This window comes from Streptomyces sp. NPDC039609, assembly GCF_055596705.1.
The window spans coordinates 74,953-97,998 of record NZ_JBVIUJ010000017.1; the positions used below are offsets into that span (position 1 = coordinate 74,953).

Annotated in this window: 21 protein-coding genes; 9 read left to right on the top strand and 12 right to left on the bottom strand. The window is 72.0% G+C overall.

Features of this window, described 5'->3' with window-relative positions; all coding sequences use genetic code 11:
* Positions 1–35: 35 nt before the first annotated feature.
* From ACZ561_RS35910 to ACZ561_RS35930, 5 genes are all read right to left on the bottom strand, one after another.
* Positions 36–1,211: a barstar family protein gene (locus ACZ561_RS35910; RefSeq protein ID WP_471003557.1), complete on the bottom strand. Its 1,176-nt coding sequence runs from the start codon at positions 1,209–1,211 to the stop codon at positions 36–38.
* Between the two features lie 111 nt (positions 1,212–1,322).
* The gene (locus tag ACZ561_RS35915; protein ID WP_471003560.1) at positions 1,323–1,571 is read right to left on the bottom strand and encodes an SCO4226 family nickel-binding protein; all 249 of its coding nucleotides are present in this window, start codon (positions 1,569–1,571) and stop codon (positions 1,323–1,325) included.
* Positions 1,572–1,613: 42 nt separating this feature from the next.
* Positions 1,614–2,270, bottom strand: coding sequence for a pyridoxine/pyridoxamine 5'-phosphate oxidase (locus ACZ561_RS35920; RefSeq protein WP_471003563.1), 657 nt, complete (start codon positions 2,268–2,270; stop codon positions 1,614–1,616).
* Positions 2,267–3,523, bottom strand: coding sequence for an FAD-dependent monooxygenase (locus tag ACZ561_RS35925; protein ID WP_471003566.1), 1,257 nt, complete (start codon positions 3,521–3,523; stop codon positions 2,267–2,269). The genes ACZ561_RS35920 and ACZ561_RS35925 overlap by 4 nt, the downstream gene beginning before the upstream one ends.
* Positions 3,524–3,674: 151 nt before the next feature.
* A complete protein-coding gene (locus ACZ561_RS35930) occupies positions 3,675–4,844 on the bottom strand; it encodes a thiolase C-terminal domain-containing protein (protein ID WP_471003569.1) in 1,170 nt (389 codons plus the stop codon).
* Positions 4,845–4,897: 53 nt separating this feature from the next.
* Here ACZ561_RS35930 and ACZ561_RS35935 point away from each other — a divergent pair, with 53 nt between their 5' ends.
* From ACZ561_RS35935 to ACZ561_RS35945, 3 genes are all read left to right on the top strand, one after another.
* Complete coding sequence (locus ACZ561_RS35935) at positions 4,898–5,269, top strand: iron chaperone (protein ID WP_376436407.1); 372 nt, start codon at positions 4,898–4,900, stop codon at positions 5,267–5,269.
* Positions 5,270–5,337: 68 nt separating this feature from the next.
* Positions 5,338–6,507 (top strand): acyl-CoA dehydrogenase family protein, encoded by a 1,170-nt coding sequence (locus ACZ561_RS35940; protein ID WP_471003573.1) that lies wholly within the window; start codon positions 5,338–5,340, stop codon positions 6,505–6,507.
* Complete coding sequence (locus ACZ561_RS35945) at positions 6,507–6,977, top strand: nitroreductase family deazaflavin-dependent oxidoreductase (protein ID WP_471003576.1); 471 nt, start codon at positions 6,507–6,509, stop codon at positions 6,975–6,977. The genes ACZ561_RS35940 and ACZ561_RS35945 overlap by 1 nt, the downstream gene beginning before the upstream one ends.
* Positions 6,978–7,222: 245 nt before the next feature.
* On the opposite strand, the gene ACZ561_RS35950 is transcribed toward ACZ561_RS35945, so the two are convergent.
* Positions 7,223–7,870, bottom strand: a complete 648-nt coding sequence (locus tag ACZ561_RS35950) for a TetR family transcriptional regulator (RefSeq protein ID WP_329119397.1) — start codon at positions 7,868–7,870, stop codon at positions 7,223–7,225.
* A 249-nt stretch (positions 7,871–8,119) separates the two neighbouring features.
* On the opposite strand from ACZ561_RS35950, the gene ACZ561_RS35955 reads away from it, so the two are divergent.
* Together ACZ561_RS35955 and afsK are read left to right on the top strand one after the other, a co-directional pair.
* A complete protein-coding gene (locus ACZ561_RS35955; protein WP_471003579.1) occupies positions 8,120–9,034 on the top strand; it encodes a VOC family protein in 915 nt (304 codons plus the stop codon).
* A 103-nt stretch (positions 9,035–9,137) separates the two neighbouring features.
* Positions 9,138–11,525 (top strand): protein serine/threonine kinase AfsK, encoded by a 2,388-nt coding sequence (afsK, locus tag ACZ561_RS35960; RefSeq protein ID WP_471003581.1) that lies wholly within the window; start codon positions 9,138–9,140, stop codon positions 11,523–11,525.
* A 140-nt stretch (positions 11,526–11,665) separates the two neighbouring features.
* On the opposite strand, the gene ACZ561_RS35965 is transcribed toward afsK, so the two are convergent.
* Positions 11,666–12,265, bottom strand: a complete 600-nt coding sequence (locus ACZ561_RS35965) for a hypothetical protein (RefSeq protein ID WP_471003584.1) — start codon at positions 12,263–12,265, stop codon at positions 11,666–11,668.
* Between the two features lie 106 nt (positions 12,266–12,371).
* Between ACZ561_RS35965 and ACZ561_RS35970 the strand changes: the two genes are divergently transcribed.
* Positions 12,372–12,941: a hypothetical protein gene (locus tag ACZ561_RS35970; protein ID WP_471003587.1), complete on the top strand. Its 570-nt coding sequence runs from the start codon at positions 12,372–12,374 to the stop codon at positions 12,939–12,941.
* A 28-nt stretch (positions 12,942–12,969) separates the two neighbouring features.
* On the opposite strand, the gene ACZ561_RS35975 is transcribed toward ACZ561_RS35970, so the two are convergent.
* Genes ACZ561_RS35975 through ACZ561_RS35985 form a run of 3 tightly spaced genes read right to left on the bottom strand, consistent with a single transcriptional unit; the run spans position 12,970 to position 15,311 of the window.
* The gene (locus ACZ561_RS35975) at positions 12,970–13,740 is read right to left on the bottom strand and encodes an enoyl-CoA hydratase/isomerase family protein (protein WP_471003590.1); all 771 of its coding nucleotides are present in this window, start codon (positions 13,738–13,740) and stop codon (positions 12,970–12,972) included.
* Positions 13,737–14,162: a Zn-ribbon domain-containing OB-fold protein gene (locus ACZ561_RS35980; RefSeq protein WP_376445540.1), complete on the bottom strand. Its 426-nt coding sequence runs from the start codon at positions 14,160–14,162 to the stop codon at positions 13,737–13,739. Before ACZ561_RS35980 ends, ACZ561_RS35975 begins: the two co-directional genes overlap by 4 nt.
* 6 nt (positions 14,163–14,168) lie before the next feature.
* The gene (locus tag ACZ561_RS35985) at positions 14,169–15,311 is read right to left on the bottom strand and encodes a lipid-transfer protein (protein ID WP_471003593.1); all 1,143 of its coding nucleotides are present in this window, start codon (positions 15,309–15,311) and stop codon (positions 14,169–14,171) included.
* A gap of 92 nt (positions 15,312–15,403) precedes the next feature.
* Here ACZ561_RS35985 and ACZ561_RS35990 point away from each other — a divergent pair, with 92 nt between their 5' ends.
* The gene (locus ACZ561_RS35990) at positions 15,404–16,954 is read left to right on the top strand and encodes a FadD3 family acyl-CoA ligase (protein WP_471003595.1); all 1,551 of its coding nucleotides are present in this window, start codon (positions 15,404–15,406) and stop codon (positions 16,952–16,954) included.
* Between the two features lie 89 nt (positions 16,955–17,043).
* Positions 17,044–17,697, top strand: a complete 654-nt coding sequence (locus ACZ561_RS35995) for an LppU/SCO3897 family protein (RefSeq protein ID WP_471003598.1) — start codon at positions 17,044–17,046, stop codon at positions 17,695–17,697.
* Positions 17,698–18,219: 522 nt separating this feature from the next.
* Here ACZ561_RS35995 and ACZ561_RS36000 read toward each other — a convergent pair.
* Both ACZ561_RS36000 and afsR read right to left on the bottom strand, forming a co-directional pair.
* Complete coding sequence (locus tag ACZ561_RS36000; RefSeq protein WP_471003601.1) at positions 18,220–18,420, bottom strand: hypothetical protein; 201 nt, start codon at positions 18,418–18,420, stop codon at positions 18,220–18,222.
* A gap of 202 nt (positions 18,421–18,622) precedes the next feature.
* Positions 18,623–21,583: an SARP-family global regulator AfsR gene (gene afsR / locus ACZ561_RS36005; protein ID WP_471003603.1), complete on the bottom strand. Its 2,961-nt coding sequence runs from the start codon at positions 21,581–21,583 to the stop codon at positions 18,623–18,625.
* Positions 21,584–21,738: 155 nt separating this feature from the next.
* Between afsR and ACZ561_RS36010 the strand changes: the two genes are divergently transcribed.
* Positions 21,739–22,947: an RNA-guided endonuclease InsQ/TnpB family protein gene (locus tag ACZ561_RS36010; protein WP_471003605.1), complete on the top strand. Its 1,209-nt coding sequence runs from the start codon at positions 21,739–21,741 to the stop codon at positions 22,945–22,947.
* Positions 22,948–23,046: the final 99 nt, after the last annotated feature.

Consider the following 23,046-nt stretch of genomic DNA (forward strand, 5'->3'; position numbering starts at 1 on the left):
TCCGGCTCCTTCGCATCGTGGTGAGTTCCTGCGGCTCAGCGGAGTACGACCGTGACGCCCCGCCGTTCGAGGAGTTGCACGGTCTCCTCGAAGTACGAGATTTCGTCCGGACCTTCCACGACGTCCGCCAGCGCGTGGCGTGCGACCTCGGAGTCGTGCCAGGTCAGGGTGAAGGGCGCGGCCACTCCGAATCCACCGGACAGGCAGTCCTTGAAGGCGTTCCACTCCCGGCCGAAGTAGCGGCCCGGTCCGAGCAGGGCCTCGCCGATCGCGCAGTGCAGGCCGGGGACGTCCGTGACGAACCGGCCGTCGAGGTGGTGCTCGCCACCGGTACGGTCCGGCCGGGGCGCGGGTGTCCGCCAGGCGCGGGTGGTCAGCTCCAGCCACTCGTCCCGGCCCTCCGCGTCGTACGGCGCCCAGAGGTTGGGCTCCGTCGGCGGGCCCTGGTACCACCGCTCCCAGATCGGGCGGGCCGCCGTCGGTCGCCGGTCGTCGCCACCGTCGGTGAGGGTGATGTCCTCGAGCCCGTCGCCGAGCACGGACGGGCGCGCTCCGTCGATGGCCAGGCCCACGGCAGGGGCGGCCATTACGGTGCCGTGGCGGTCCAGCACCAGCAGATGCACCCAGTCGTGATTCCACCGGCGCGGCTGCTGCGTCCCCACAAGCAGGGGCTCCACGGCCTCGCAGCCGATCAGCTCCATCGGGACGGGGGCCGGGTCCGCCCGCGGATCGAACAGGCCGTCGACCATGGAGCAGCTGCCCATGCTCTTCGCGGACACGGTCGTTCCGGCGGAAAGTTCGAAGCGCGGTGTCCCGGGCTTCTCGACGAAGCTTTCCTCGTGCCTGACGCCGGCGCCGAGCACGATGTCGTACCGGGCCGGGTCGCCCGGATGGGGCCGGTGGGCCACCAGCTCCGCGTCGACCAGGGTCCACCACTGGACGGGCTCCCCGCCGTCGTGGACCTCGACACCGACGTCGCCCAGACCTCGGAACGAGGTGCCGGGTCCGGCCAGGGCGTCCTTCAGGGGGCCGTCGGGGGCGCACCCGCGGAGGGTCAGGATCTCCCGCGGTGGCGGGACGTCGTCGACGAACAGCCCGTCGACCCCCGCGCACCTTCCCCAGAGCTGCTCCACCCCGTCGTCGTCCTCCTGGACCAGGAGGTACTTCACCGGGAAGTCCCGGTCCCACCTGGCGTGATCTGCGATCCGCACCCAACCCCCGTACGTCCGAGCGGTATCCGCTCGCCACGATACGGACCCTTCCGGAGCAGGTCGGGCGGAGGGCGGCCGCCCGGCCTCGGGTCGGGGCCTTCGGTGGCTCGTTCAGACGGTGAGGGGGACCTCGTGGATCTCGTCGGCCTTGTGGCCGGTGCGCTCGTGGATCCGCTGGACCGCGTCGGCCGAGGGGCCGGTGGAGAGGCAGTAGACCGTGCCGGATTCGGGGTCCGCCCAGGCCTGCTTGAAGTGCACGCCCTCGTCCTTCTCGATGGCGAGATCGGCGGCGTGCGCCTCCCGGAGCTGATCGCCCGTGATCCCCACCATGCCGTGGTGGACATCCATGTACGTACCCATCTCGTTCCACCTCCTCCTCTCATGGTGCGCCCCGCCCCCGGGTCAGGGCCAGAGCAGCTCCCGTACCCAGCCCGACGCCGCGTCGAGGCGGTACCGCAGCCGGAGGTGCCGGCGCTGCTCGTCGCCCTGGAAGAACTCGACCTCGGACGGCTGGAGGACGTACAGCGTCCAGGTGGGCGCGTGGGCCCCCGGCTCGGCCTGCGCCCGCTCCCAGGCGCCCCGGCTGGCGACGTTCAGGTCCTCGACCGAGTCGAGCACCTCGCTCTGGCGTCCGACCAGCGCCGAGGCGACGGCGCCCGTCGAGCGCGCGTGCAGATCGTCGTACGCCTCGCCCGCCGTGCCCGTGACGACCCGGCCCCGCAGCCGGACCTGGCGGCCCTGGACCGGCCAGTAGAAGCCGAGCGCGGCCTCGGGGCGGGCGGCGAGCTGGCGGCCCTTCGCGCTGGTCGCGTGGGAGGCGAAGTGCCAGCCGCGCTCGTCGGCGCCGTGCAGCATGACCGTGCGGACGTCGGGCCGTCCGTCCTCGTCGACGGTGGCCAGGGACATCGTGTGCGGCTCGGTCTGCCCGGCCCGGGCCGCCGCCACGAACCAGTCGTGGAAGAGCGGCAGCGGCTCGGCGGGGGCCGTCTCGGGGGCGAAGCCCGGGAGGTCGGTGTCCCAGACCCGGAGGGAGCGGAGCGTGCTGTCGAAGTCGGTCATGCGGCAACCCTAGGCCCGCAGGTCTGCCCGTACTCCTTCACCGGTACGGCGTGGGCGGCGCGCTGGATGTCGTCGCGGATCTTCTTCGCGATGAGGTTCTTCCACGGCGTGCGGGGGAGTGTGCGGACCATGGCCATGCGCAGGGCGATCTTCCAGCGGGAGGAGACGGTCATCTCCTTGACGAAGCCGGCGGCGAACTTCTGGTTCAGCTCCACGCCCGGCCGCATCTCGCGCTCGTACGCCGCGAAGGCGACCCGGTGGTCCCCGTGCGCCGCCGCGAGCTCGCCCGCCAGGACGTACGCGCCGGTCAGGGCGAGGCCCGTGCCCTGGCCCGAGGCGGGGGAGGTGCAGTGGGCGGCGTCGCCGAGCAGGACGACGCGGCCGCTGGACCAGCGGTCCATCTCGATGAGGGCGATCGAATCGAAGTAGAAGTCCTCGGCGTCGGCCGAGTCCGCGATCAGCCTCGGGATCTCCCAGTCGTCGCCGGCGAAGGCCTCGGCGAGCAGCCGCTTCTGCCGCTCGGTGTCGCGGTGGTCGTAGGAGAGCTCCTCGGGGGAGGCGAAGACGAAGCAGTTCTTCGCGGTGTGCGCCTGCTCGCCGGCGGCGCTGTAGACGGAGATCAGCTTGTCCGGGCGGGCGTGGTAGGTCTCCCAGCGGGTGAGGCCCAGCCGGTTGGGGGCGGTGAAGATCGAGATGTACGCCCCGAGGTGCCGCTTGAAGCGCTGTTCGTCGCCGAAGACGAGCCGGCGGGTGTTCGAGTGCAGTCCGTCGGCGCCGACGACCAGGTCGAAGCGGCGGCGGGTGCCGCTCTCGAAGGTGACGTCGACGCCGTCGCCGTCGTCGTGCAGGGCGGCGATGGAGTCGCCGAAGAGGTACTCGACGTCGTCGCGGGTCCGCTCGTACAGGATGCGGGCGAGGTCGCCGCGCATGATCTCGTCGTCCTGCTCGACCCGGCCGCCGAAGATCTCGGCGGGCATCCGGCCGACCGTGCGGCCCTGGGCGTCGACGTACGAACCGCCGTCCATGTCGGTGGAGTCGGCGCGGATCTCGTCGAGGACGCCCATCCGGCGGCAGACCTCGACGGCGGTGCCGCGGATGTCGACCTTGTAGCCGCCGGTGCGGAGTTCGGGGGCGCGCTCGACGACGGTGGCGGTGAAGCCGTAGCGGTGGAGCCAGAGGGCGAGGGCGGGGCCGGCGACGGAGGCGCCGGAGATCAGGACGGTCTTGTTCGCGAGCGGGTTCGTGTGCGTCATGGCGGGACTCCTTGTCGGGTGTGCGGGGCCTCTCCGGCCCCGCACAGATGACTATACGGATGTCCTACACGCTTGTCTATGACGCTTGTATAGATCCTTCCCCGGGGTCGGCCGCGCGCGGTCCCGGGCGTGGCCGCTGCCGGCCCCGGGGTCACCCGCGACCGAGCACCACCGTCCCCGAGGAGCAGAACCAGCCGCCCGTCCCCGACGCCACCGCAAGCTCCGGAAGGCTCCCGTCCGCCCGCCGCACCTGGAGCCCCGGCGCCTCCCCGCGCAGCTGTCGTACGGCCTCCACCAGCAGGAACAGGCCCCGCATCCCCGGATGGCAGGCCGAGAGCCCACCGCCGTCGGTGTTGACCGGAAGCCGGCCCTTCTCCTCGATGAACGGACCGCCCTCGCCCTTCGCGCAGAAGCCCAGGTCCTCCAGCGTCACCAGCGTCATATAGGTGAAGGCGTCGTAGATCTCCGCGAGGTCGATCTCCTCCGGTCGCACCCCCGCCCGTTCGAAGGCGAGCCGGCCGCTGACCGCCGCCGGGGAGACCGTGAAGTCCTCCCACTGCGACATCGTGGTGTGCGAGACGTGCTCGCCCGTGCCGAGGATCCAGACGGGCGCCTTCGCCGTGTCCGGCACGTACTCCTCGGCGGCGAGCAGCACCGCGGCGCCCCCGTCGCTGCGGATGCAGCAGTGCAGCTTGGTGAAGGGGTCCGCGATCATCGGCCCGTCGAGCACCTCGTCGACGGTGATCGGATCGCGGAACATCGCCTCCGGGTTGAGCGCGGCGTGCGCCCGCGTCTGGACGGCGACCTCGGCGAGCTGCTCCAGGGTGGTGCCGTACTCGTGCATATGGCGCCGGGCGGCCATCGCGTACTTCGCGATCAGTGTGTGCCCGTGCGGGACCTCGAACTGCAGCGGGCCGCGCGCCCCGAAGGAGAGGTTCGCGGTGCGGCGCCGGGCCTTGATGTCGGCGCGGGCGGTCGATCCGTAGACCAGCAGGACGGCGTTGGCGTGCCCGGCGGCGATGGCGTCGGCCGCGTGCGCGGCCATGACCTCCCAGGTGGCGCCGCCGACGGCGGTGGAGTCCACCCAGCGGGGGCGCAGCCCCAGATACTCGGCGACCTCGACGGGTGCGAGCGTCCCGAGGCCCGCCGATGCGAGGCCGTCGATCACCGAGCGGTCGAGTCCGCTGTCCGCGAGGGCGCGGCGAGCGGCCTGGGCGTGCAGAGTGTAGGGAGTGGCCTCGTCGACCCGGCCGCAGTCGGAGAGGGCTATGCCGACGACGGCGACGCGGCGCCCGGCGCGGTTCCGTGAAGTGGTGGGCATGAATCTGACGGTACATCAGATATGCGTGGAAGACTTTGGACTGGGAGGCACGGATGCCGAGAAGCGCGGCCGAAGATGTGGACGGCTACCTCGCCGAGATCCCGGAGACGGACCGGCTCACGGTCCTGGTCCGGCTGCGCGAGCTGTGCCGCACGGAGCTCCACGGCTTCGAGGAGGTCATGGCCTACGGAATGCCCGCCTATCACCGCCCCGGCGGCGAGCCGGAGATCGCCTTCGCGGCGCAGAAGCAGTACATCTCCTTCTATCTGATGCGGCCGGACATCCGGGAGGGCTTCGAGGACCGGCTGGCGGACCAGGACATGGGCAAGGGCTGCCTGCGCTTCCGGCGTACCGAGAACGTCGACTTCGACCTCGTACGGGACCTTCTGCGGGCGACCGCGCGCGACCCCGGTGAGATCTGCTGATCCCGGCTCTGTGCTTCTGCCCCTCCCCGGCCTAACATGACGGGCCGTCAGATACGGAGGGGAGCTCCATGGACGCCGCCTTCACCGCGGAGCAGGACGAGATCCGCCGCACCCTGCGCGAACTGCTCGCCAAACGCTCCGGACCCGCCGAGGTCCGCACCGCCGTCGCGACCCCCGAGGGGTACGACACCGACCTGTGGCACCGGATGTCCGGCACCCTCGGACTCGCCGGACTCGCCCTGCCCGAGGAGTACGGCGGTGTCGGCTGCGGCCCCGCCGAACTCGTCCTCGCCTGCGAGGAGACCGGCCGGGCCCTCGCACCCTCCCCGCTCCTCGCCACCGCCGTCTTCGCCGCCCCGCTGATCCTCGCCCTCGGCAGCGAAGAGCAGCGTGCCGACCTCCTGCCGCGCATCGCCGACTCCTCGCTGACCTGCGCCCTCGCGGTCGCCGGCACCTCGCTCGCCCTCGCGCTCGGACTGACCGGCGACAACGCCGACGGCTCCTGGGCCGGCGGCGGCCGGGCGGGCGGAATCCAGGCGCGCTCCGTGGACGGGCGGTGGCGGCTCTACGGGGAGGCCGCACAGGTCCTCGACGGACACAGCGCCGGGCTGCTCGTCGTCGCCGCGCACGCCGGCGGCTTTGCGCGGAGCCGGACCCTGCTCTTCCTGGTACGCGGCGAAGCCGCCGGACTCCTCCGTGTACGGCAGCCCGCCCTGGACGCCACCCGCTCCCAGGCCACCGTGCAACTGCGGGACGTGGAAGCGGAGTTGCTCGGCGAGGAGCCGGTCGACGTGCTCGGTGTGCTCGCGGCGACCGGACGGACGGCGGCGGCGGCACTCGCGGCCGAGTCGGTCGGCGCGGCCCAGTCGGCCCTGGACCGCACGGTCGAGTACGTCGGCTCCCGCGAACAGTTCGGCCGGCCCGTCGGCTCCTTCCAGGCGGTCAAACACCGCCTCGCCGACCTGTACGTGCAGGTGGAGGCGGCGCGCTCACTGGCCTACGGCGCGGCCCGCGAACCGGCCACCGGAACGCTCGCGCTCGCGGCGGCCCTGGAGGCGCTGCGGGCGGTGGCCGGGGAGACCATCCAGCTGCACGGCGGCATCGGCTTCACCTGGGAGCACGAGGCCCATCTGTACTTCAAACGGGCGACCGCCGACGAGCTGCTCTTCGGGCCCGCGCGTCGGCTGCGGGCGCGGGTCGCGCAGGAGACCGGACTCTTCGGGGAGGTGGCGGCGTAGTGGCCGTCGGAGTGCGTCTGATGCAGAAGGTGTCGTCCACGCGGACGTTCGCGAAGGTCGCGCCGCACTTCATACCGGCCATGGACCGGGCGGTGCACCGGCTGACGCGGGGGAAGATGATGCTCAGCGCCCAGATGCTGCCGGGACTCATCCTCACGGTACGGGGCGCGAAGTCGGGGCTCCCGCGGGTGACGCCGCTGGCCTGCATCCCCGAGCCCGACGGGACCTGGCTGCTGATCGGGTCGAACTTCGGGCGGGAGGGGCACCCGGCGTGGACCGGGAACCTGCTGAAGTGCCCGGAGGCAGAGGTCAGTTGGCGCGGCGAGGCGATCCTCGTGCGGGCCGAGCTGCTGGGCGGGGAGGAGCGGGCGGCCGCGTGGAGAACGGCGCTCGGGTTCTGGCCGCCGTACGCGACGTACCAGGCCAGGGTGGAGCGGGAGATCAGGCTCTTCCGCCTGACGCGGCGGTAGCGGGCTCGCCGGTGCGGGGTTCGTCTGTGCGGGGCATGGGGTGCGCGGGACGCGGGGTTGCGGGGCGTGGGGTGCGCGGGGTCGGGGTGCCCGGGGTCGGGGTGCCCGGGGCCGAGGACGCGCGGCCCGGGCGCCCGGGGCCCGGCATGGGAACGCCGACGACGGTCTGCGGTGCGGACCGTCGTCGGCGCGACAGGACGAATGGGGGAAGGGAGGTGCGGCGCGGGGGCTTCGGCAGGGCGCTCCTACTTCGTCGGCTTCTTGCCCGTGATTCCCAGATGCACCAACAGCGCCAGATTGGGCTTCAGTTCGGCCTGCTTCACACCCCAGGTCTGGAAGCCCTTCTGGTGGCCGGCCACCGAGGCCAGCATCGCCACCAGGGAGCCCGCCATCGCCGCGGGGCTGACATCCTTGTCGACCTTGCCCTTGGCCTGGAGCTCCTTCACCGTGTCCGTGAGGGAGTTGGTGACGGAGTTCAGGATCTTCATGCGGATCTTGTAGAACCGCTTGTCGCCCTCCGCGGCCCCGAGGTCCACGACCCGCAGGATCGCGTCGTGCCGGCGCCAGAAGTCCAGGAAGCCCTCGACCAGTTCCTCGGAGGTCTGCCAGCCGGCTTTGCCGACCCAGGAGCGGCCGGAGACCAGCTCGGTCAACCCCGCGCCCTCCTTGGCCATTTCCTCCGCGATCTCGAGAACGGCGCCCTCGACGTCGGGGAAGTACTGATAGAACGTCGCGGGTGAAGTGCCCGCCTTCCGGGCCACGTCGATGACCTTGACGTCCCGGTACGGCGAGGAGCTGAGCATCTCGCTGAGGCAGTCGAGCAGCTTCTGCCGCGTCGCCTGACCGCGTCGTCCAGCCACGCGGCCGTCGACGGTGCGTACTTGTCCTGTCATGCCGTCAGCTTACCGACGGGTGATCGGCGCGCGATTCGACCGACTGCAAATGGGGTGCACCTCCTCTCGGGCGGTCGACGGGCGTCCCCGGGGGCCGGGGAGCGGGCTCGCACTCGAAAAGGCTTATTAACAGCCTGTGGAAAACTTCGGTGGACAACTCACGGAATCCGGTGTCCGCCGGGTCCCTATATGGCGGTATGTTCGATTACGGGGCGTGCGGGGCGGGTCACCCGGACCTAGCGTGGAGCCATGGCCGTATTCACAGAGGGCACCCCTTGCTGGGTGGAAGCGCAGCTCCCCGACCTCGAGGCGGGCAAGCGGTTCTACGGCGAGCTCTTCGGCTGGACCTTCGACCCCGACCGCGACGAGGCGCGCAAGGACGGCAGGCGCGTGGCGGGCCTCATCCCGAAGCGGGACGGCCGGATGCCCACCACCTGGACCGTCTACCTCGCCACCCGGGACGCCGGCACCCTCGCCGCCCGGATCAAAGCCGCCGGCGGCCAGATGATCATGGAGCCGTACCCCGTCGGGCCCTTCGGGATCCTGGCACTGGCCGCCGACCCCGGCGGCGCCGTCTTCGGCCTGCGCCAGGCCGGTGACGACGACGGCTTCGAGCGGACGATGCTCCCCGGCTCCTTCTGCTGGATGGAGGTCTATACGAGGGAACGGGACGCGGTCGACACCTTCTACGCCTCCGTCTTCGGCTACCTCGGCACCCAGGTGGAACCGGACGAGGAGGGCAGGGAGGGCGACTTCGACTACCGCGTCTGGTCCCCACCGGGCTCCCGCCCGGGCGACGACACGTCCTTCGGTGGCCGCGCCGTCCTCACCGAGGCCTTCCCGGTCGAGCTGCCGGGGCACATCCTCGTCTACTTCGCCGTCGACGACTGCGACGAGACCTGCGCGACCGCCACCGCCCTCGGCGGCCGCGTCACGAACCCTCCCTTCGACACCCCGCACGGCCGCATCGCCGTCCTCCGCGACAACCAGGGAGCCCGCTTCGCCGTCCTCGCGGAACCCACCGAAGAGGCCGCCGCCCGACCCGCCGACGAGCCCGCAGGGGAGCCCGTACGAGACGATTCCGGATCCCCCTCGGACGAGACGCCGGACGAATCCACCGAATCGCCCGAAAAGCCCTCCACCCCGCCCGGCGAAATGAGATAGGACACCCCGATCCGCCCCCGGGTTCGCAACCGTCGCCTCGGACAGGAAGAATCAGGGCCACGGGGCCGTATTCTCATGGCCCGTACGGGGAGGTGGCAGGCAAGTGGAGCAGCTGACGCAGCACGACCCGAGACGGATCGGGCCCTTCGAGGTGCTGGGCCGGCTCGGTGCAGGTGGCATGGGCCTGGTCTATCTCGCGCGCTCGGCGTCCGGGCGGCGCGTGGCGATCAAGACCGTGCGGACCGAGCTCGCCGAGGACCAGCTGTTCCGTGTCCGCTTCACCCGTGAGGTCGAGGCCGCGCGTGCCGTCTCCGGCTTCTACACGGCCGCCGTCGTCGACGCCGATCCCCGGGCCGCCGTGCCCTGGCTGGCCACCGCGTACGTGCCCGCGCCCTCCCTCGAAGAGATAGTGAACGAGTGCGGGCCGCTGCCGGCCCAGGCCGTGCGGTGGCTGGCCGCCGGTGTCGCCGAGGCCCTGCAGTCCATCCACGGCGCGGGCCTGGTCCACCGCGACCTCAAGCCGTCCAACGTCCTCGTCGTCGAGGACGGTCCCCGGGTGATCGACTTCGGTATCGCCTCCGGGGTCTCGAACACCCGCCTGACCATGACCAACGTCGCCGTCGGCACGCCCGCGTACATGTCGCCCGAGCAGGCCCGTGACTCGCGCAGCGTCACCGGCGCCAGCGACGTCTTCTCGCTCGGCTCGATGCTGGTCTTCGCGGCCACCGGTCATGCTCCCTTCCATGGCGCGAACCCCGTCGAGACGGTCTTCATGCTGCTCAGGGAGGGGCCGGACCTGGAGGGTCTGCCCGACGAGCTGCGTCCGCTCATCGAGTCCTGTATGCAGATGGACGTGTCGCGCCGGCCCACTCCGGCCGACCTCCAGGCACAGCTCGCACCCCATCTCTTCGGCTCCGGCAGCGACGACAGCGGTACGGCCTCGGCATGGCTGCCGCAGCGCGCCACGGCCATGATCGAGACGCGCCGCGGGGGCCGCCCGAGTGCCCCGCCGCCCCCGGCCGCCCCGCCCGCACCGCCGCGTCCGCCCCGGTCCACGCCGGAGTGGGGCGGCGACGCGCACTCCGGCCAGCCGGGCGGCGGTCGTCACGCCGCGCCGGCCGAGGCCGCCGGTCCCGTACGGCTCGCCGGTGCCGCCGTCCCGATCGGTCCCGGCCTGCGGGTCGCCGACACCCGCGCCGCCGTCGGGTCGGTCGTCGACGCCGGTCCGGCCACCGGCTGGATCCGCCCGCCCGGCGGCGGTCCGAACGGCGCCGAGCCCGGCCCGCCGCCCGGCTCCCGCCCGCTGCCCGCCCCCGCCCCCGCACCGGAGGCCACGCAGGAGCCCGCGCACTGGCGGCCCTGGCGCTTCCGGATGTCGAACGACGTCTGGGGCACGCCGGTCGTCGCCGGCGACCTGCTCTACGTCACCTCCTTCGAGGTGCACGCCCTAGACGTGGCCAGTGGCCGCCGCCAGTTCAAGACCCGGGACGTGGCCTGGTCCATGGCCGTGGCGCAGGGCCGTGTCCACGCCTCCGACGGGCCGACGCTGTACGCGCTCGACGCCACCGACGGCAGTGAGCGCTGGCGGCTCCAGACGGACGCCTGGGTGTACTCCCTCAAGATCGACCGGGGCACGGTCGTCACCGGCACCCGGGGCGGCGGGGTCCAGGGCTGGGAGGCGTCCAACGGCGCCAAGCTGTGGGAGGTCACCGGCGCGCAGACGGACTTCGAGACCCCGGAGGCCGGGCCCGCCGTCCACGGCGACACGGTGTACGTGTGGCGCGACGCCCGGCTCCAGGCCCTGGACGCCCGTACGGGTGCGGAGCGCTGGTCGTACCCGGTCGGCGACGCCGCCTCCTGCGGCAACGTCCCCGTACGGGTGACTCCGGCGGAGGACGGCTGTGTGTACGTCGCGGCCGGTACGCGCGTGCTGTCGATCGACATCGCGGGCGGGCACGTTCGCTGGCACTTCGAGGCGCCCGCGGTGTTCCTCTCCCCGCCGACCTTCGCCCCAGGGCCCGCCGTCACGGGTGGCGGGGTCTATCTCGCCGACTACCTCGGCACCGTGTACGCGCTGGACGCGACCACCGGCCAGGACCGGTGGCGGATCGCGACGGAGTCCCGCCAGTCGATCGAGCCGGTCCTGGTCGTCGACGGCAACGTGCATGTGGGCAGCGGCAGCGCCCTGTACACGCTCGACGCGGTGACCGGTACCCCGAAGTGGCGGTTCGCGGCGGGCGGCGAGCTGATCGGCGCCCCGGTCGTGGCCGACGGCCGGGTGCACTTCGGTTCGGCGGACCACGTCCTCTACACGCTGGACGCGATGGGCGGCCAGCTGCGCTGGAAGCTCGCGACCGGCGGCGAGATCACCGGCTCGCCGGTGGCGCGGGGCGGGGTCGTGTACGCGTGCAGCAAGGACCGCTGTGTGTACGCGCTGGACGCGGTGAAGGGCACCGCGACGGGTCGTGGGGCGGCCGCGCCCAGGGCGTGAGCCGGGTCGGGCGCGCCGCGGCCGTCGGGCGCGTTCGGTCGGGTGTTTCCGGTCGGGTCCGTCCGGTAGGGCGCGCCGAGGTACGGGCGCGTTCGGTCGGGTCCGTCCGGTGGAGCGCGCCGAGGTCGGGCGCGCCCGGTTCACGCGCGGTGGTTCGGATTCGGCGGCTCGGGGGTCGTGTCCTGGGGCCAGGACGGGACGTCCATGGTCCGTGTGGGGGTCTCGTACGGGGCGTCCGGAGTCGGGTACGTGGGCTGGGTCGGGTACAGGGGCTGCGTGGGCTCCGCGGGCCGGCCGGCCTCCGGTTCGAGGGGGACGTGGCGCGCGCGGCCGCGGCCCGACATGACCAGGGACGCCAGAAGGAGCAACACGCCGCCGCCGAAGGCGCTGGCGACGCCGTCGCCGAGCCCCGTACCGTCGCCGGCGATCGTCAGGCTGCCCTCGGCCTGGCCGACGCGGACCATCCACAGGATGGTGAAGCCGAGCACGATCAGTCCGGCGAGGGCCACGAGCAGGCGGGAGCGGAACACCACGCCGGCGAGGGTGACCACGGCCGCGAAGGCGAAGGGCAGCAGGATCGAGCCGATCACCTCGGCCTTGGCGTCGGTGATGCCCCCGAACAGGTCCTCGATGGGGTAATCGCTGCCGTGACGGCCGTCGTACCAGGCACGGAAGGGGCTCCAGACGGCGGCCGTCGCTCCGGCGAGGGCCAGGACCGAGCCGATGACGTTGCGGATCATCGATCGGCCTCCTCACGGTCCGGCTCTCGCTGTCGACGCTACGCCGGGTGCGGGGGCCCCGCCACGCGGCGCTAGGGTGGCGCGGACACGACAGGAAGGGCCAGGGATGGCAACGGGGACGGCGCGCCGTCGGGGCCTCAGGCTCACGGCGACGCTCACGATGGTGGTGCTCGCGCTGACGGGTTTCCAGACGACGAGCCACGGCAAGAGCAAGAGCGGCAAGAGCAAGAGCAAGAGCTCCAGCGGTGGTGGCTGCTCCAGCTCCAAGAAGAAGAACGACGACTACGACAGCGACGACCTCTCCGGAAGCTCGGGCGGCAGCGACTACACGTCCTCGCCGACGGCGACCCCGACCGTGTCGTCCTCTCCCACGTCGACGGTGGACGTCGTGGTCGTCGACTGCGTCAAGCCCGCGCAGAAGAAGCGCAAGGGCAAGCCCGCCCGTAAGGCGGACACGACCGCCACGCTGCGGATCACCTCCCGCGAGACCTTCACGGAGACCTTCAAGGTCACCCTGGAGTTCCAGGGCTCCGTGGGCACGCGGGTCGACTCGGCCGAGCGGCTGATCACGGTCGAGCCGGGTGAGTCGAAGGAATTCGAGGTCGCGATGAAGACCCCGAAGTCCGTCGACAAGGTGAAGAGCTGCTCGGTGTGGGACGTGCGCAAGCAGCAGTGACGCCCGAAGGGAGCTGAGGCCGGACGCCTTACCGGAGGCGGTGGCCGCCGCCCCTGCGGGTGAACAGCTCCGCCTGCCGTTCCGGCGCCAGGTTTCCGAGCGCGATCAGATGAGGGGCGTGGGCCAGGGCCTGCGCCCGGGCGGCCTCCTTGGCCGACCACAGGGCGCGGACCGTGCCCTGGACCGCCTCGGTCGGGTACGAGGCGATGACGGCGGCGGCCCTGCGGGCGGCGTCCAGGGCGCCGCCGGGCTCCGTCAGCTCGGAGACGAGCCCCGTCTCGTACGCCCGGCGGGCCGAGACCCGTTCGGCGGTCCCCATGAGAGCCATGCGGGCCACCTCGCCGAACGGCATCTTCTGCGCCATGTGGATGGTCTCGAAGGCGCTGACCATCCCGTAGGTGGTGTGCGGGTCGAAGAAGGACGCTCCCTCGCCTGCGACGAGGAACTCCGCCTCCCCGAGCAGATAGAACGCCCCGCCGCAGGCCATCCCCTCCACGGCGGCGACCACCGGTTTCCACAGGTCGTTGGCCTTGGGGCCGATCGCGATCAGCGGATCGTCGATCGTGTACGGGGACGAGGGCTGCGGGACCTCGGCCGAGCGGTCGATACCGGTGCAGAAGGCCCGGGTGCCCGCGCCGGTGACCACGACGGCCCGTACCTCGTCCTCGTACCGGAACTCCCGCCAGGTGCCGGCCAGTTGCCGGGCCATGTCCAGCGTGATCGCGTTGTGCTTCTCGGCCCGGTCGAGGGTGACGACCGCGACGCCCGTCTCCTTGTCGCGTACGACGGTGACGGTCATCCGCGCTCCAGGAGCCAGCGCGGCACGGTCACGCCGTCGATCTCGGTGAAGGCCACCCGTACGCCGGCCCCGATCCGCAGCCGCGCCGGGTCGACCGAGTCGAGCGCCGCGTCCGGGGTCGCGACGACGTTGCCGACGAGCCGGATGCGGGGCGCGTCGGCGAGCTCGACGAGGATGGCGTTGTACGGGGCCTGGGCGGCGTAGTCGGGCAGGAGCGGCGGGTGGGGCAGGACGTACGACCAGATCCGGCCCCGCCCGGACATGAGGCGCCACTCGCTGCCGAAGGACTGGCAGTGCGGGCAGCAGGGCCGGGGCGGGAAACGCAGTTCGCCGCAGTCGGTGCAGCCCTGGATCCTCAGCTCGCCCCGGGCGGCGTACTCCCAGAAGGGGGCGCCGTCCTCGTCGACGACAGGTGTCAGCATCGTGTCTCAACTCCTCAGAAGGATCGCCGACGTGGGGACGCCCTCACCGGCGGTGACCAGGCAGGTGGCGGCGTCCGGGACCTGGGCGGTGGAGGTGCCGCGGAGCTGCTTCACGCCCTCGTTGATGAGGTTGAAGCCGTGGACGTACGCCTCGGAGAGTCCGCCGCCGCCGGTGTTGATCGGCAGCCGTCCGCCGATCTCCAGCGCGCCGCCCTCGGTGAACGCGGCGCCCTCGCCGCGGTCGCAGAATCCGTACCCCTCCAGGGAGAGCGGGATGAGCGGGGTGAACGCGTCGTAGATCTGGGCCACGTCGACGTCCTGGGGCCCGAAGTCGGCCTGCTTCCAGAGGTGTCGGGCGGCGGTCCAGGCGGGGCCGGAGAGCGGGTCGTCGTTCCAGTAGTTGACCATCCCGTGGTGCTGGGAGGGCAGTCCCTGGGCGACGGAGTGGACGTACACGGGCTTCCGGCGGCAGTCGCGGGCCCGCTCGGCGCTGACGATGACACAGGCCAGCGCCCCGTCGGTCTCCAGGCAGTTGTCGAAGAGGCAGAGGGGTTCGCTGATCCAGCGGGCGGTCATGTACATCTCGCGGGTCAGCGGCCGCTCGTACATGATCGCGGCGGGGTTCTGGTTGGCGCGGTTGCGGCAGGCGAGGGCGACGTTGAAGAGGTGGTCCCGGGTGGCGCCGTACTCGTGCATGTAGCGGCGGGCGAGCATCCCGATCTCGTCGGTGGGGCGGAGCAGCCCGAAGGGGCGGGTCCACTGGCCGGGGGTGGGCAGCTGCACGGCGGTGTTCTTCCACGGCCGGGGGCCGCTGCCGCGTTTGCGTGACCGCCAGGCGACCCCGACGCTCGCCTGCCCGGTGGCGACGGCGGCGGCGAGATGGCCGACGGTGGCGCACGAGCCCCCGCCGCCGTATCCGACCTTGGAGAAGAACGTGACGTCTCCGGCGCCGATGGCCTTGGCCACCTCGACCTCGTCGGTCTCCTCCATCGTGTACGAGGCGAAGGCGTCGACCTCGGAGGGTGCGATGCCGGCGTCGTCGAGGGCGGCGAGGATCGCCCGGCAGGCGAGCGTCTTCTCGGACTCGGGGAGCCGTTTCGCGAACGGTGTCTGTCCGATCCCGACGATGGCCGTGGCGTCCTTGAGCACTGCAACCTCCCCGATCGCGAGCTGCTGACAGCGCGTCAGGGTACAGCTAATCTGACGGATAGTCAGCTACGGGTGCGGCGGAAGGGACTGCAATGCGCGGTGACCTGGAATGGGGCTCGATAGCGGGGCTGGTGCGCTCGGCGGCCGAACGGTACGGGAGGGCCGAGGCGGTGGTCGACGGGCGTACCCGCGTCTCGTACGAGGAGCTGGGCGAGCGTGTCGAACGGGCGGCGGCGGCCTGTCTCGCGGCGGGTGTGGAGCCCGGCGACCGGGTCGGGATCTGGGCGCCGAACACCCTGGACTGGATCGTCTCGGCCCTCGGCGCGGTGACGGCGGGAGCGGTGCTCGTCCCGCTGAACACCCGCTTCAAGGGCACCGAGGCGGCGTACGTGCTTGCGCGGTCCCGGGCGAAGCTGCTCTTCATCACCGGGACGTTCCTGGGGACCTCGTACGTCGCGTCCCTGCGCCGCGCCGGGGTCGAACTCCCGGACCTGGAACGGGTGGTGGTGCTCGCGGACGCCGCTCCCGAGGAGTACACGACCTGGAAGGACTTCCTGGCGGAGGGCGAGTCCGTCTCGACGGCGGAGGTACGGGCCCGGGCCGACGCGATCGACTCCGCCGCCCCCTCGGACATCATCTACACCTCGGGGACGACGGGCGCCCCCAAGGGCGCGGTGATCACGCACGCCCAGACACTGCGCTGCTACGGCATCTGGTCGGAACTCGCCGGCCTGCGGGAGGGCGACCGCTATCTGATCGTGAACCCGTTCTTCCACACCTTCGGCTACAAGGCCGGGATCATCGCCTGCCTGATGCGCGGGGCGGTGATGGTCCCGCAGCCCGTCTTCAACGTGGACACCGCGCTCGCGAACATCGCCGCCGAACGCATCTCGGTCCTGCCGGGGCCGCCGACCCTGCACCAGTCGCTCCTGGACCACCCCGCCAGATCCTCGTACGACCTCTCCGCCCTGAGGCTCGTGGTCACGGGCGCGGCAGTCGTGCCGCTACGGCTGGTCGAGCGGCTGCGCGGCGAGCTGGGGGTCGGCACGGTCCTCACGGCGTACGGCCTCTCCGAGGCGAGCGGCATCGTCACCATGTGCCGCAGGGGCGACCCGGCGGACGTCGTCGCGACCACCTCGGGCCGCCCGATCCCCGACACGGAGGTCCGTCTCTCGGCGGCGGGTGAGGTCCTGGTGCGCGGCCACAACGTCATGAGCGGCTACTTCGAGGACGACACGGCCACCGCGGAGTCCGTCGACGCGGACGGCTGGCTCCACACCGGCGACGTCGGGGTCCTGGACGAGGCGGGCAACCTGCGGATCACGGACCGCATCAAGGACATGTTCATCGTCGGCGGCTTCAACGCCTATCCGGCGGAGATCGAGCAACTCCTCGGCCTGCACCCGGACATCGCCGATGTCGCGGTCATCGGCGTCCCGGACCCGCGCCTGGGAGAGGTCGGGAAGGCGTTCGCGGTCCGGCGGGCCGGGGCGAGGGCCACGGCGGACGATCTGATCGCGTGGGCGCGGCGGGAGATGGCGAACTACAAGGTCCCGAGGGAGGTGGAGTTCGTGGGCGAGCTGCCGAGGAACGCGAGCGGGAAGGTGGTGAAGGGGGTGCTGAGGTCACAACATCGTCGCTGACTGGCGGAACGTCGGCTTCAGCGTGGGCACCACCGGCACAATCCGCAACGCACTGCGTCCCCTTGCCCTCGTCTCCCTTGGAGCAGCCGGTGTCGACTCCCGAACTCCCCATAACCCTGACCCCGCAGCAGGCGGCGACGGGTGTGACCCTCACCCTCACGCTGCCGACGGGCCCCGCCCACATCCGCATCCCTCCGTGCCGGAACGGCGATGTGATCCCGACCCAGGTCGGCAACAGCACGGTGCTCCTGCGCATCCAGGTCGCCGGCCCGGCTCAGCCGCCACGCAAGTCGAGTCCGCTGGGCTGCCTGGTGACGCTCGGCGTGATCGGCGCGGTGATCGCGGTGCTCGTCCTCACCGACGACAGCGACGACAAGGCTCCGACGGCCGGTTCGCCGACGGTCCCGGTCACCACGTCCGCGTTCCCGACGACCACCACCCCCACCACCGCCCCGACGACGGAGGCGGCGCCGGACCCGTACGCCAAGGGCACCTGCCTCAACGGACGCCTGCCGGACTCGACGACCGCGCAGAGCGTGAGCAACGTGGAGGAGGTCCCCTGCTCGGCCTCGGACGCGCACTACCGCGTGATCGAGACGATCCCCCTGACCTCGGACCTGAACCGCTGCAACGACAACCCGAAGACGCAGTACGCGTTCTCCCACCGCTACACGATCAACGGGGCGACGGTCAACGAATACGTGTACTGCCTGGTGGGCCTGGGGTCGTTCGCGCGCGGCTGATCCGGAGCACGACGATGCCGTGCGCCGCGTGGACCCGCAGCCACCCCAGCCTTTCCGCCCGCCGGAGCACGGTCTCGACGGCGCCGGGCGGAAAGGCGTCCCGGGTGTCCACCACGATCCAGTCCACCGGAGCGGCCCGGTCGAGCACCCCCTCGGCCACCAGGGCGGCCCGGAGGCCATGGTCCGACCGGTGTGACCGAGGGCGGTGGCGCGGGAGGGCGGTCGAACACCGTGGCCCCGTGACGGCCGACGAGGACGAGCGCGGCCGTCAGCCGGGCGACGCCGAGGCCGGCGGCACCCATGCAAGAGGGGCCGGGCATCTGCCCGGCCCCTCTTTCCGCTGTCCCGTCACTGCGCCCCAGGCCCTGCCCGACCGGTCCCCCCGGCCGTCGGACGTCCCCCGTGCCTGGTGCTTCGGCGATCCGGACAGTCACGGCCTCGGCGGCTCCCCCGATGGCGTCGCCGATGCCGTCCCCCGTTGCGAGCCGGCCCCCTGTTTCCCCCGTGGGCCGGCTCGGATCGTTACGTGAGCGGCTCACCCGTGGCGTGGGAGTCGAGCGGCTTGATGGGCTCGCTCGTGGCGTGCGAGTCCAGGGTGGTGATGTCCCCGCCCGTGGCGTGGGAGTCGAGCGGCTTGATCGGCTCGCTCGTGGCGTGCGAGTCCAGGGTGGTGATGTCCTCGCCCGTCGCGTGCGAATCCGTGGGCTTGAGGTTGTCGGCCATGGAGTCAGCTCCTGAAGTCGTTGTGCTTGGTGGGACTGAAACGTCCGCCCGGCAATTCCCCCGTGGACCGCCGGGCGGACGTCCAGGGCCGAACACCTTAACGGTGGGGCCTCGTAGCGATCCGTCTGCCCCCCGACGCGGCGGATCGACATGCATGAGAGTGCCGTGCGGCGATAAACGATTGATGAACGCCCAGCCCGGGTCAGGCAACCGCCGCCGGATGGAGCAGCCCGTGCACCTCGGTGGCCTCGGGTGAGCCCAGCCGCTCGAAGACCGTGAGCGCCTCGCTCCAGCACACCCGCGCACGGTCCGTCTGCCCCAGCGCACTGAGTCCGCGGCCGAGGACCGTGAGGACGTTGGCGCGACGCCATTCCCCGCCGATGCCGTGGAGCACGGAGAGGGCCTGTTCGGCGTTGGCGGCCGCCGCTGCGTACCTGCGATCGGCGAGGTGGACCTCGGCGAGCCGGAACAGCGTCATCCCGTGCCACAGTTGCTGCCGGCTCTCCTGGAAGACACCGAGCGCCTCGGTCAGCACGGCGCGGGCCTCCACGGTCTGACCCCCTGCCGTGAGGGCGAGCCCGAGGGCGTACTTGCCGTTGGCGAGGCGCAGCGCGAGCCCCGTGTCCGCCTCCGCGTAGATGGCGATGCCCTGCTTGGCGAGTTCGACGGCACTGGCGACCCTGCCCGTGGCGAGGTGCACGCGCGACAGATTGCACAGCGCGCTCGCCTCCCCGGGCTTGTTCGCGTCGGCGCGGAAGGCGTCCCGCGCCTGCGACAGGTGGGTCTCGGCGTCCAAGTGACGGTTCTCGTACAGGGCGAGGATTCCGCGCTCGTTGGGAGCGTTGCCCCGCGTCCAGGGATCGCCCGAGGAACGGCCGAGGTCCATGGCGAGACGGGCCTGCTCGTCGGCCTCGTCGAACCTGCCTGCCGTGCTGTACACCTGGCCGAGCGTGGTGCGGGCCCGGCCCTCCGAGCGGGCGTCGCAGGCCGCCCGCGCCGCGTCCCGCGCGGCCACCGCCGCCATCTCGTACCGGAGGGCGTTGATACCCGACTCGGCCAGGTCCTTCGTCGCCATCAGGAGATCGACGGCCCGGCGCAGCGACTCGGGAGCGAGGGACTGCTGGGCGCAGGCCAGCACGCAGTCCGCCTCGGCGTGCAGCCAGTCGAGGGCCTGGGCGTGGTCCGAGAACTCCAGCCCGGCGTGGTGGGTGGCCTCCAGATGCGCGACGGTCCGGTCCCCCGGTCGTTCGATCGCGTAGACGCGGGCCGCCGTCGACAGGTAGAAGTCCAGCAGCCGGGAGAGCGCCAGCTCCCTCTCCACCGGCGGTTGTTCGTCCCTCTCCGCGCATGCACGCGCGTAGAGGCGGACCAGGTCGTGGTAGCGGTAGCGGCCCGGGGCCGCGGATTCGAGGAGGGAGGTGTCGACCAGGGCCTCCAGGAGGTCCTCCGTGGCGTGGAGTTCCAGGTCGAGGACGGCCGCGGCGGCCGCGAGGGAGATGTCCGGGCCGTCCGCCAGGCCCAGCAGGCGGAAGGCGCGTGCCTGGGCCGGTTCCAGCTGGCCGTAGCCGAGTTCGAAGGTGGCCTTGACCGCGAGGTCGCCCGCCTGGAGCTCGTCCAGGCGGCGGCGCTCGTCGGCCAGCTTGGCCGCCAGGACCGCCACCGTCCAGGTGCGGCGCGCGGCCAGCCGCGAGGCGGCGATACGGATCGCCAGAGGGAGGAAGCCGCAGGCGGCGACCACGTCGAGGGCCGCTTCCCGCTCCGCCGAGACCCGCTCCGCGCCCACGATCCGGGTGAAGAGCTGGAGCGCCTCCTCGGGCGACATGACGTCCAGGTCCACCAGATGCGCCCCGGCCAGGTCCACCATCCGGATCCGGCTGGTCACCAGCGCCGCGCAGCCCGCCGTGCCCGGCAGAAGGGGGCGGATCTGGGCCGCGTCCCGCGCGTTGTCGAGCAGGACGAGCACCCGGCGGCCGTCCAGCGTCGAGCGGTACAGCGCCGCCCGCTCGTCCAGCGAGTCCGGGATCGCGGAATCGGGGGTGCCGAGGGCGCGGAGGAAGGCCCCGAGGACGGTTTCGGGAGCCGCCGACCGCGCGCCGGCGCCCTGGAGGTCCACGTACAGCTGGCCGTCGGGGAAGTGCGGCCGCGCCTCGTGGGCCACGTGCACGGCCAGCGTCGTCTTGCCGACGCCGCCGATGCCCGCGAGCGCCGACACGGCCATCACGGAGCCCTCGGCCGTGGACAGCCGCTTGCCCAGGTCCCGTACGAAGGAGCTGCGGCCGGTGAAGTCCGGGACCGTGGCCGGAAGCTGCGCGGGCCGGGCCACGACCGGCGCCGGGGCCGATTCCTCCACGGGACGGGCCAGTTCGGCGTCCGCCTGGAGGATCCGCTGCTGGAGCCGGGAGAGCTCCGGGCACGGGTCGACGCCCAGCTCGTCGGCGAGGAGCCGGCGGGTGTCCGCGTACACGGCCAGCGCCTCGGCCTGCCGGCCGCTGCGGTAGAGAGCCAGCATGAGCAGTTCGCGCAGGCGCTCCCGCAGCGGGTGCGCCGCCGTCAGCGCGGTCAGCTCGGAGACGGCCTCCGCGTGCGCGCCGGCCTCCAGGTCCATGTCGAGCCGGGTCTCGAGGAGTTGCAGCCGCCACTCCTCGAGGCGTACCCGCTGTGTCTCGGCGTACGGCCCGGGTACGGAGGCCAGCGCCTCGCCGTCCCACAGCCCCAGAGCCTTGCCCAGCCGGCTCCGTGCCGCGCTCCGGTCCCCGGCCGCCCGCAGCTTCTCGGCCTCGGCCGCCAGCTCCTGGGCGACGTTCAGGTCGACCGCGCCGGCCGGCACGCGGATCGCGTAGCCGCCGGCGTCGCTGACCAGGACCCCGGGGTCGAGGATCTTCCGCAGCCGCGAGGCGTACGTCCGGACCGCCGCCAGCGCCTGCGAGGGCGACTCGTCGCCCCAGATGGCGTCGATGAGCTCCGCGGCCGTGGCCGTGCGGCCCTCGCGCATCAGGAGCGCGGCGAGCAGGGCCCGCTGCTGCGGGGAGCCGGACGGCAGGGCTTCGCCGTCCCGCCAGGCGCGTACCGGTCCGAGCACGCCGAAGCGCAGGTCTCCGCCGCTGTGGAGACCCGCCTCCGGAGCCCTCTGCTCCGGTACTCGCGGCCCGTTCTCACGGTCCATCCGGTGTCCAGCGGGGGGACGCCCCGTTCCATCGGGGTGGGGATTCGCTTCTCTCACCGCCCTGACCTCAGCTTTCGTACGGTCCGCACCGATGTCAGTGGTGCCGGATAGGTTGTCCGTACCGGCTTGGATCTCGCCAGAGGGGAGTGGGCCCAATGATGCGTGCGTACAAGTTCCGTCTGCGTCCCACCGCCCGGCAGATGCAGGCCCTTGCCGAGATGGTGCGGGATCACTGCTTGCTCTACAACGGGGCGTTGCAGGAGCGTCGTGACGCCTACCGGCACGCCTCCAAGACAAGTATCAAGTACGGGGATCAGTCTGCCCAGCTCAAGGAGATCCGGGCTTTCGACCCGGAGCGTCAGGGGCGCTGGTCGTTCTCGTCCCAGCAGGCGACGTTGCATCGGCTGGACAGGGCGTTCGCCGCGTTCTTCCGGCGAGTGAAGGCTGGGCTGACGCCGGGCTATCCGCGCTTCAAAGGCGTGGGGCACTACGACACGGTGGTGTTCCCGAAGGACGGAGACGGCTGCCGCTGGGACTCGACGCCCCACGGCCGGCAGACCCGCGTTCGCCTCCAGGGCGTGGGCCACGTCCGGGTGAACCAGCACCGGCCGGTGCGTGGCCGCGTGAAGACGGTCAGCATCAAGCGTGAGGGCAGGCACTGGTACGTGATCCTCGCGTGTGATGAGGTTCCCGCGGAGCCGCTTCCGCGCACGGGGTCGATCGTCGGCATCGACATGGGAGTGACCCACTTCCTCACCACCAGCAACGGTGAGCACGTCCCGAACCCGCGCTTCCTCGCAGCATCCGGCGAGGCTCTTTCCGAGGCGCAGCGGTACCTGGCGACGTTCCCCAAGCGAACGAAGCGTCGGACGAAGAAGCACCGAGCGGCGGCACGGAAGGTCGCCAAGCTGCATGCCCGGGTCAGGCGTCAGCGCCTCGACCACCATCACGAGACCGCCCTCGCGCTGGTTCGCGAGCATGACGTGATCGGGCGCGAGCGACTGAACACGGCGGGCATGACCAAGGCACCCGCACCCAGACCCGACCCCGACAAAGCGGACGTCTTCCTCTCGAACGGTGCCGCAGCAAAGGCCGGACTGAACCGCGGCATCCTCGACGCGGGTTGGGGCGCCTTCCTGAACATCATGGCGAACAAGGCTGAAAGCGCCGGTCGCCGAGTGATCGAAGTGGATGCCCGCAACACCTCCCGCACCTGTCCCGAATGCGGGCACGTCGCCAGGGAGAACCGCACCTCCCAAGCGAAGTTCGAATGCGCAGGGTGTGGGTACCTTGCGAACGCCGACCACGTGGGCGCGCTGAACGTCCTCAACAGGGCTGGGCTGGCCCTCTGCGCGGCGGCATAGCCACCGACGCAGGAAGCCCGCGACTTCAGTCGTGGGTGTTGTCACAGCTCCCCCTGCCCGTACCTGCTACCGCTGGTTTCGCCCCTGACAGTCTGCCTT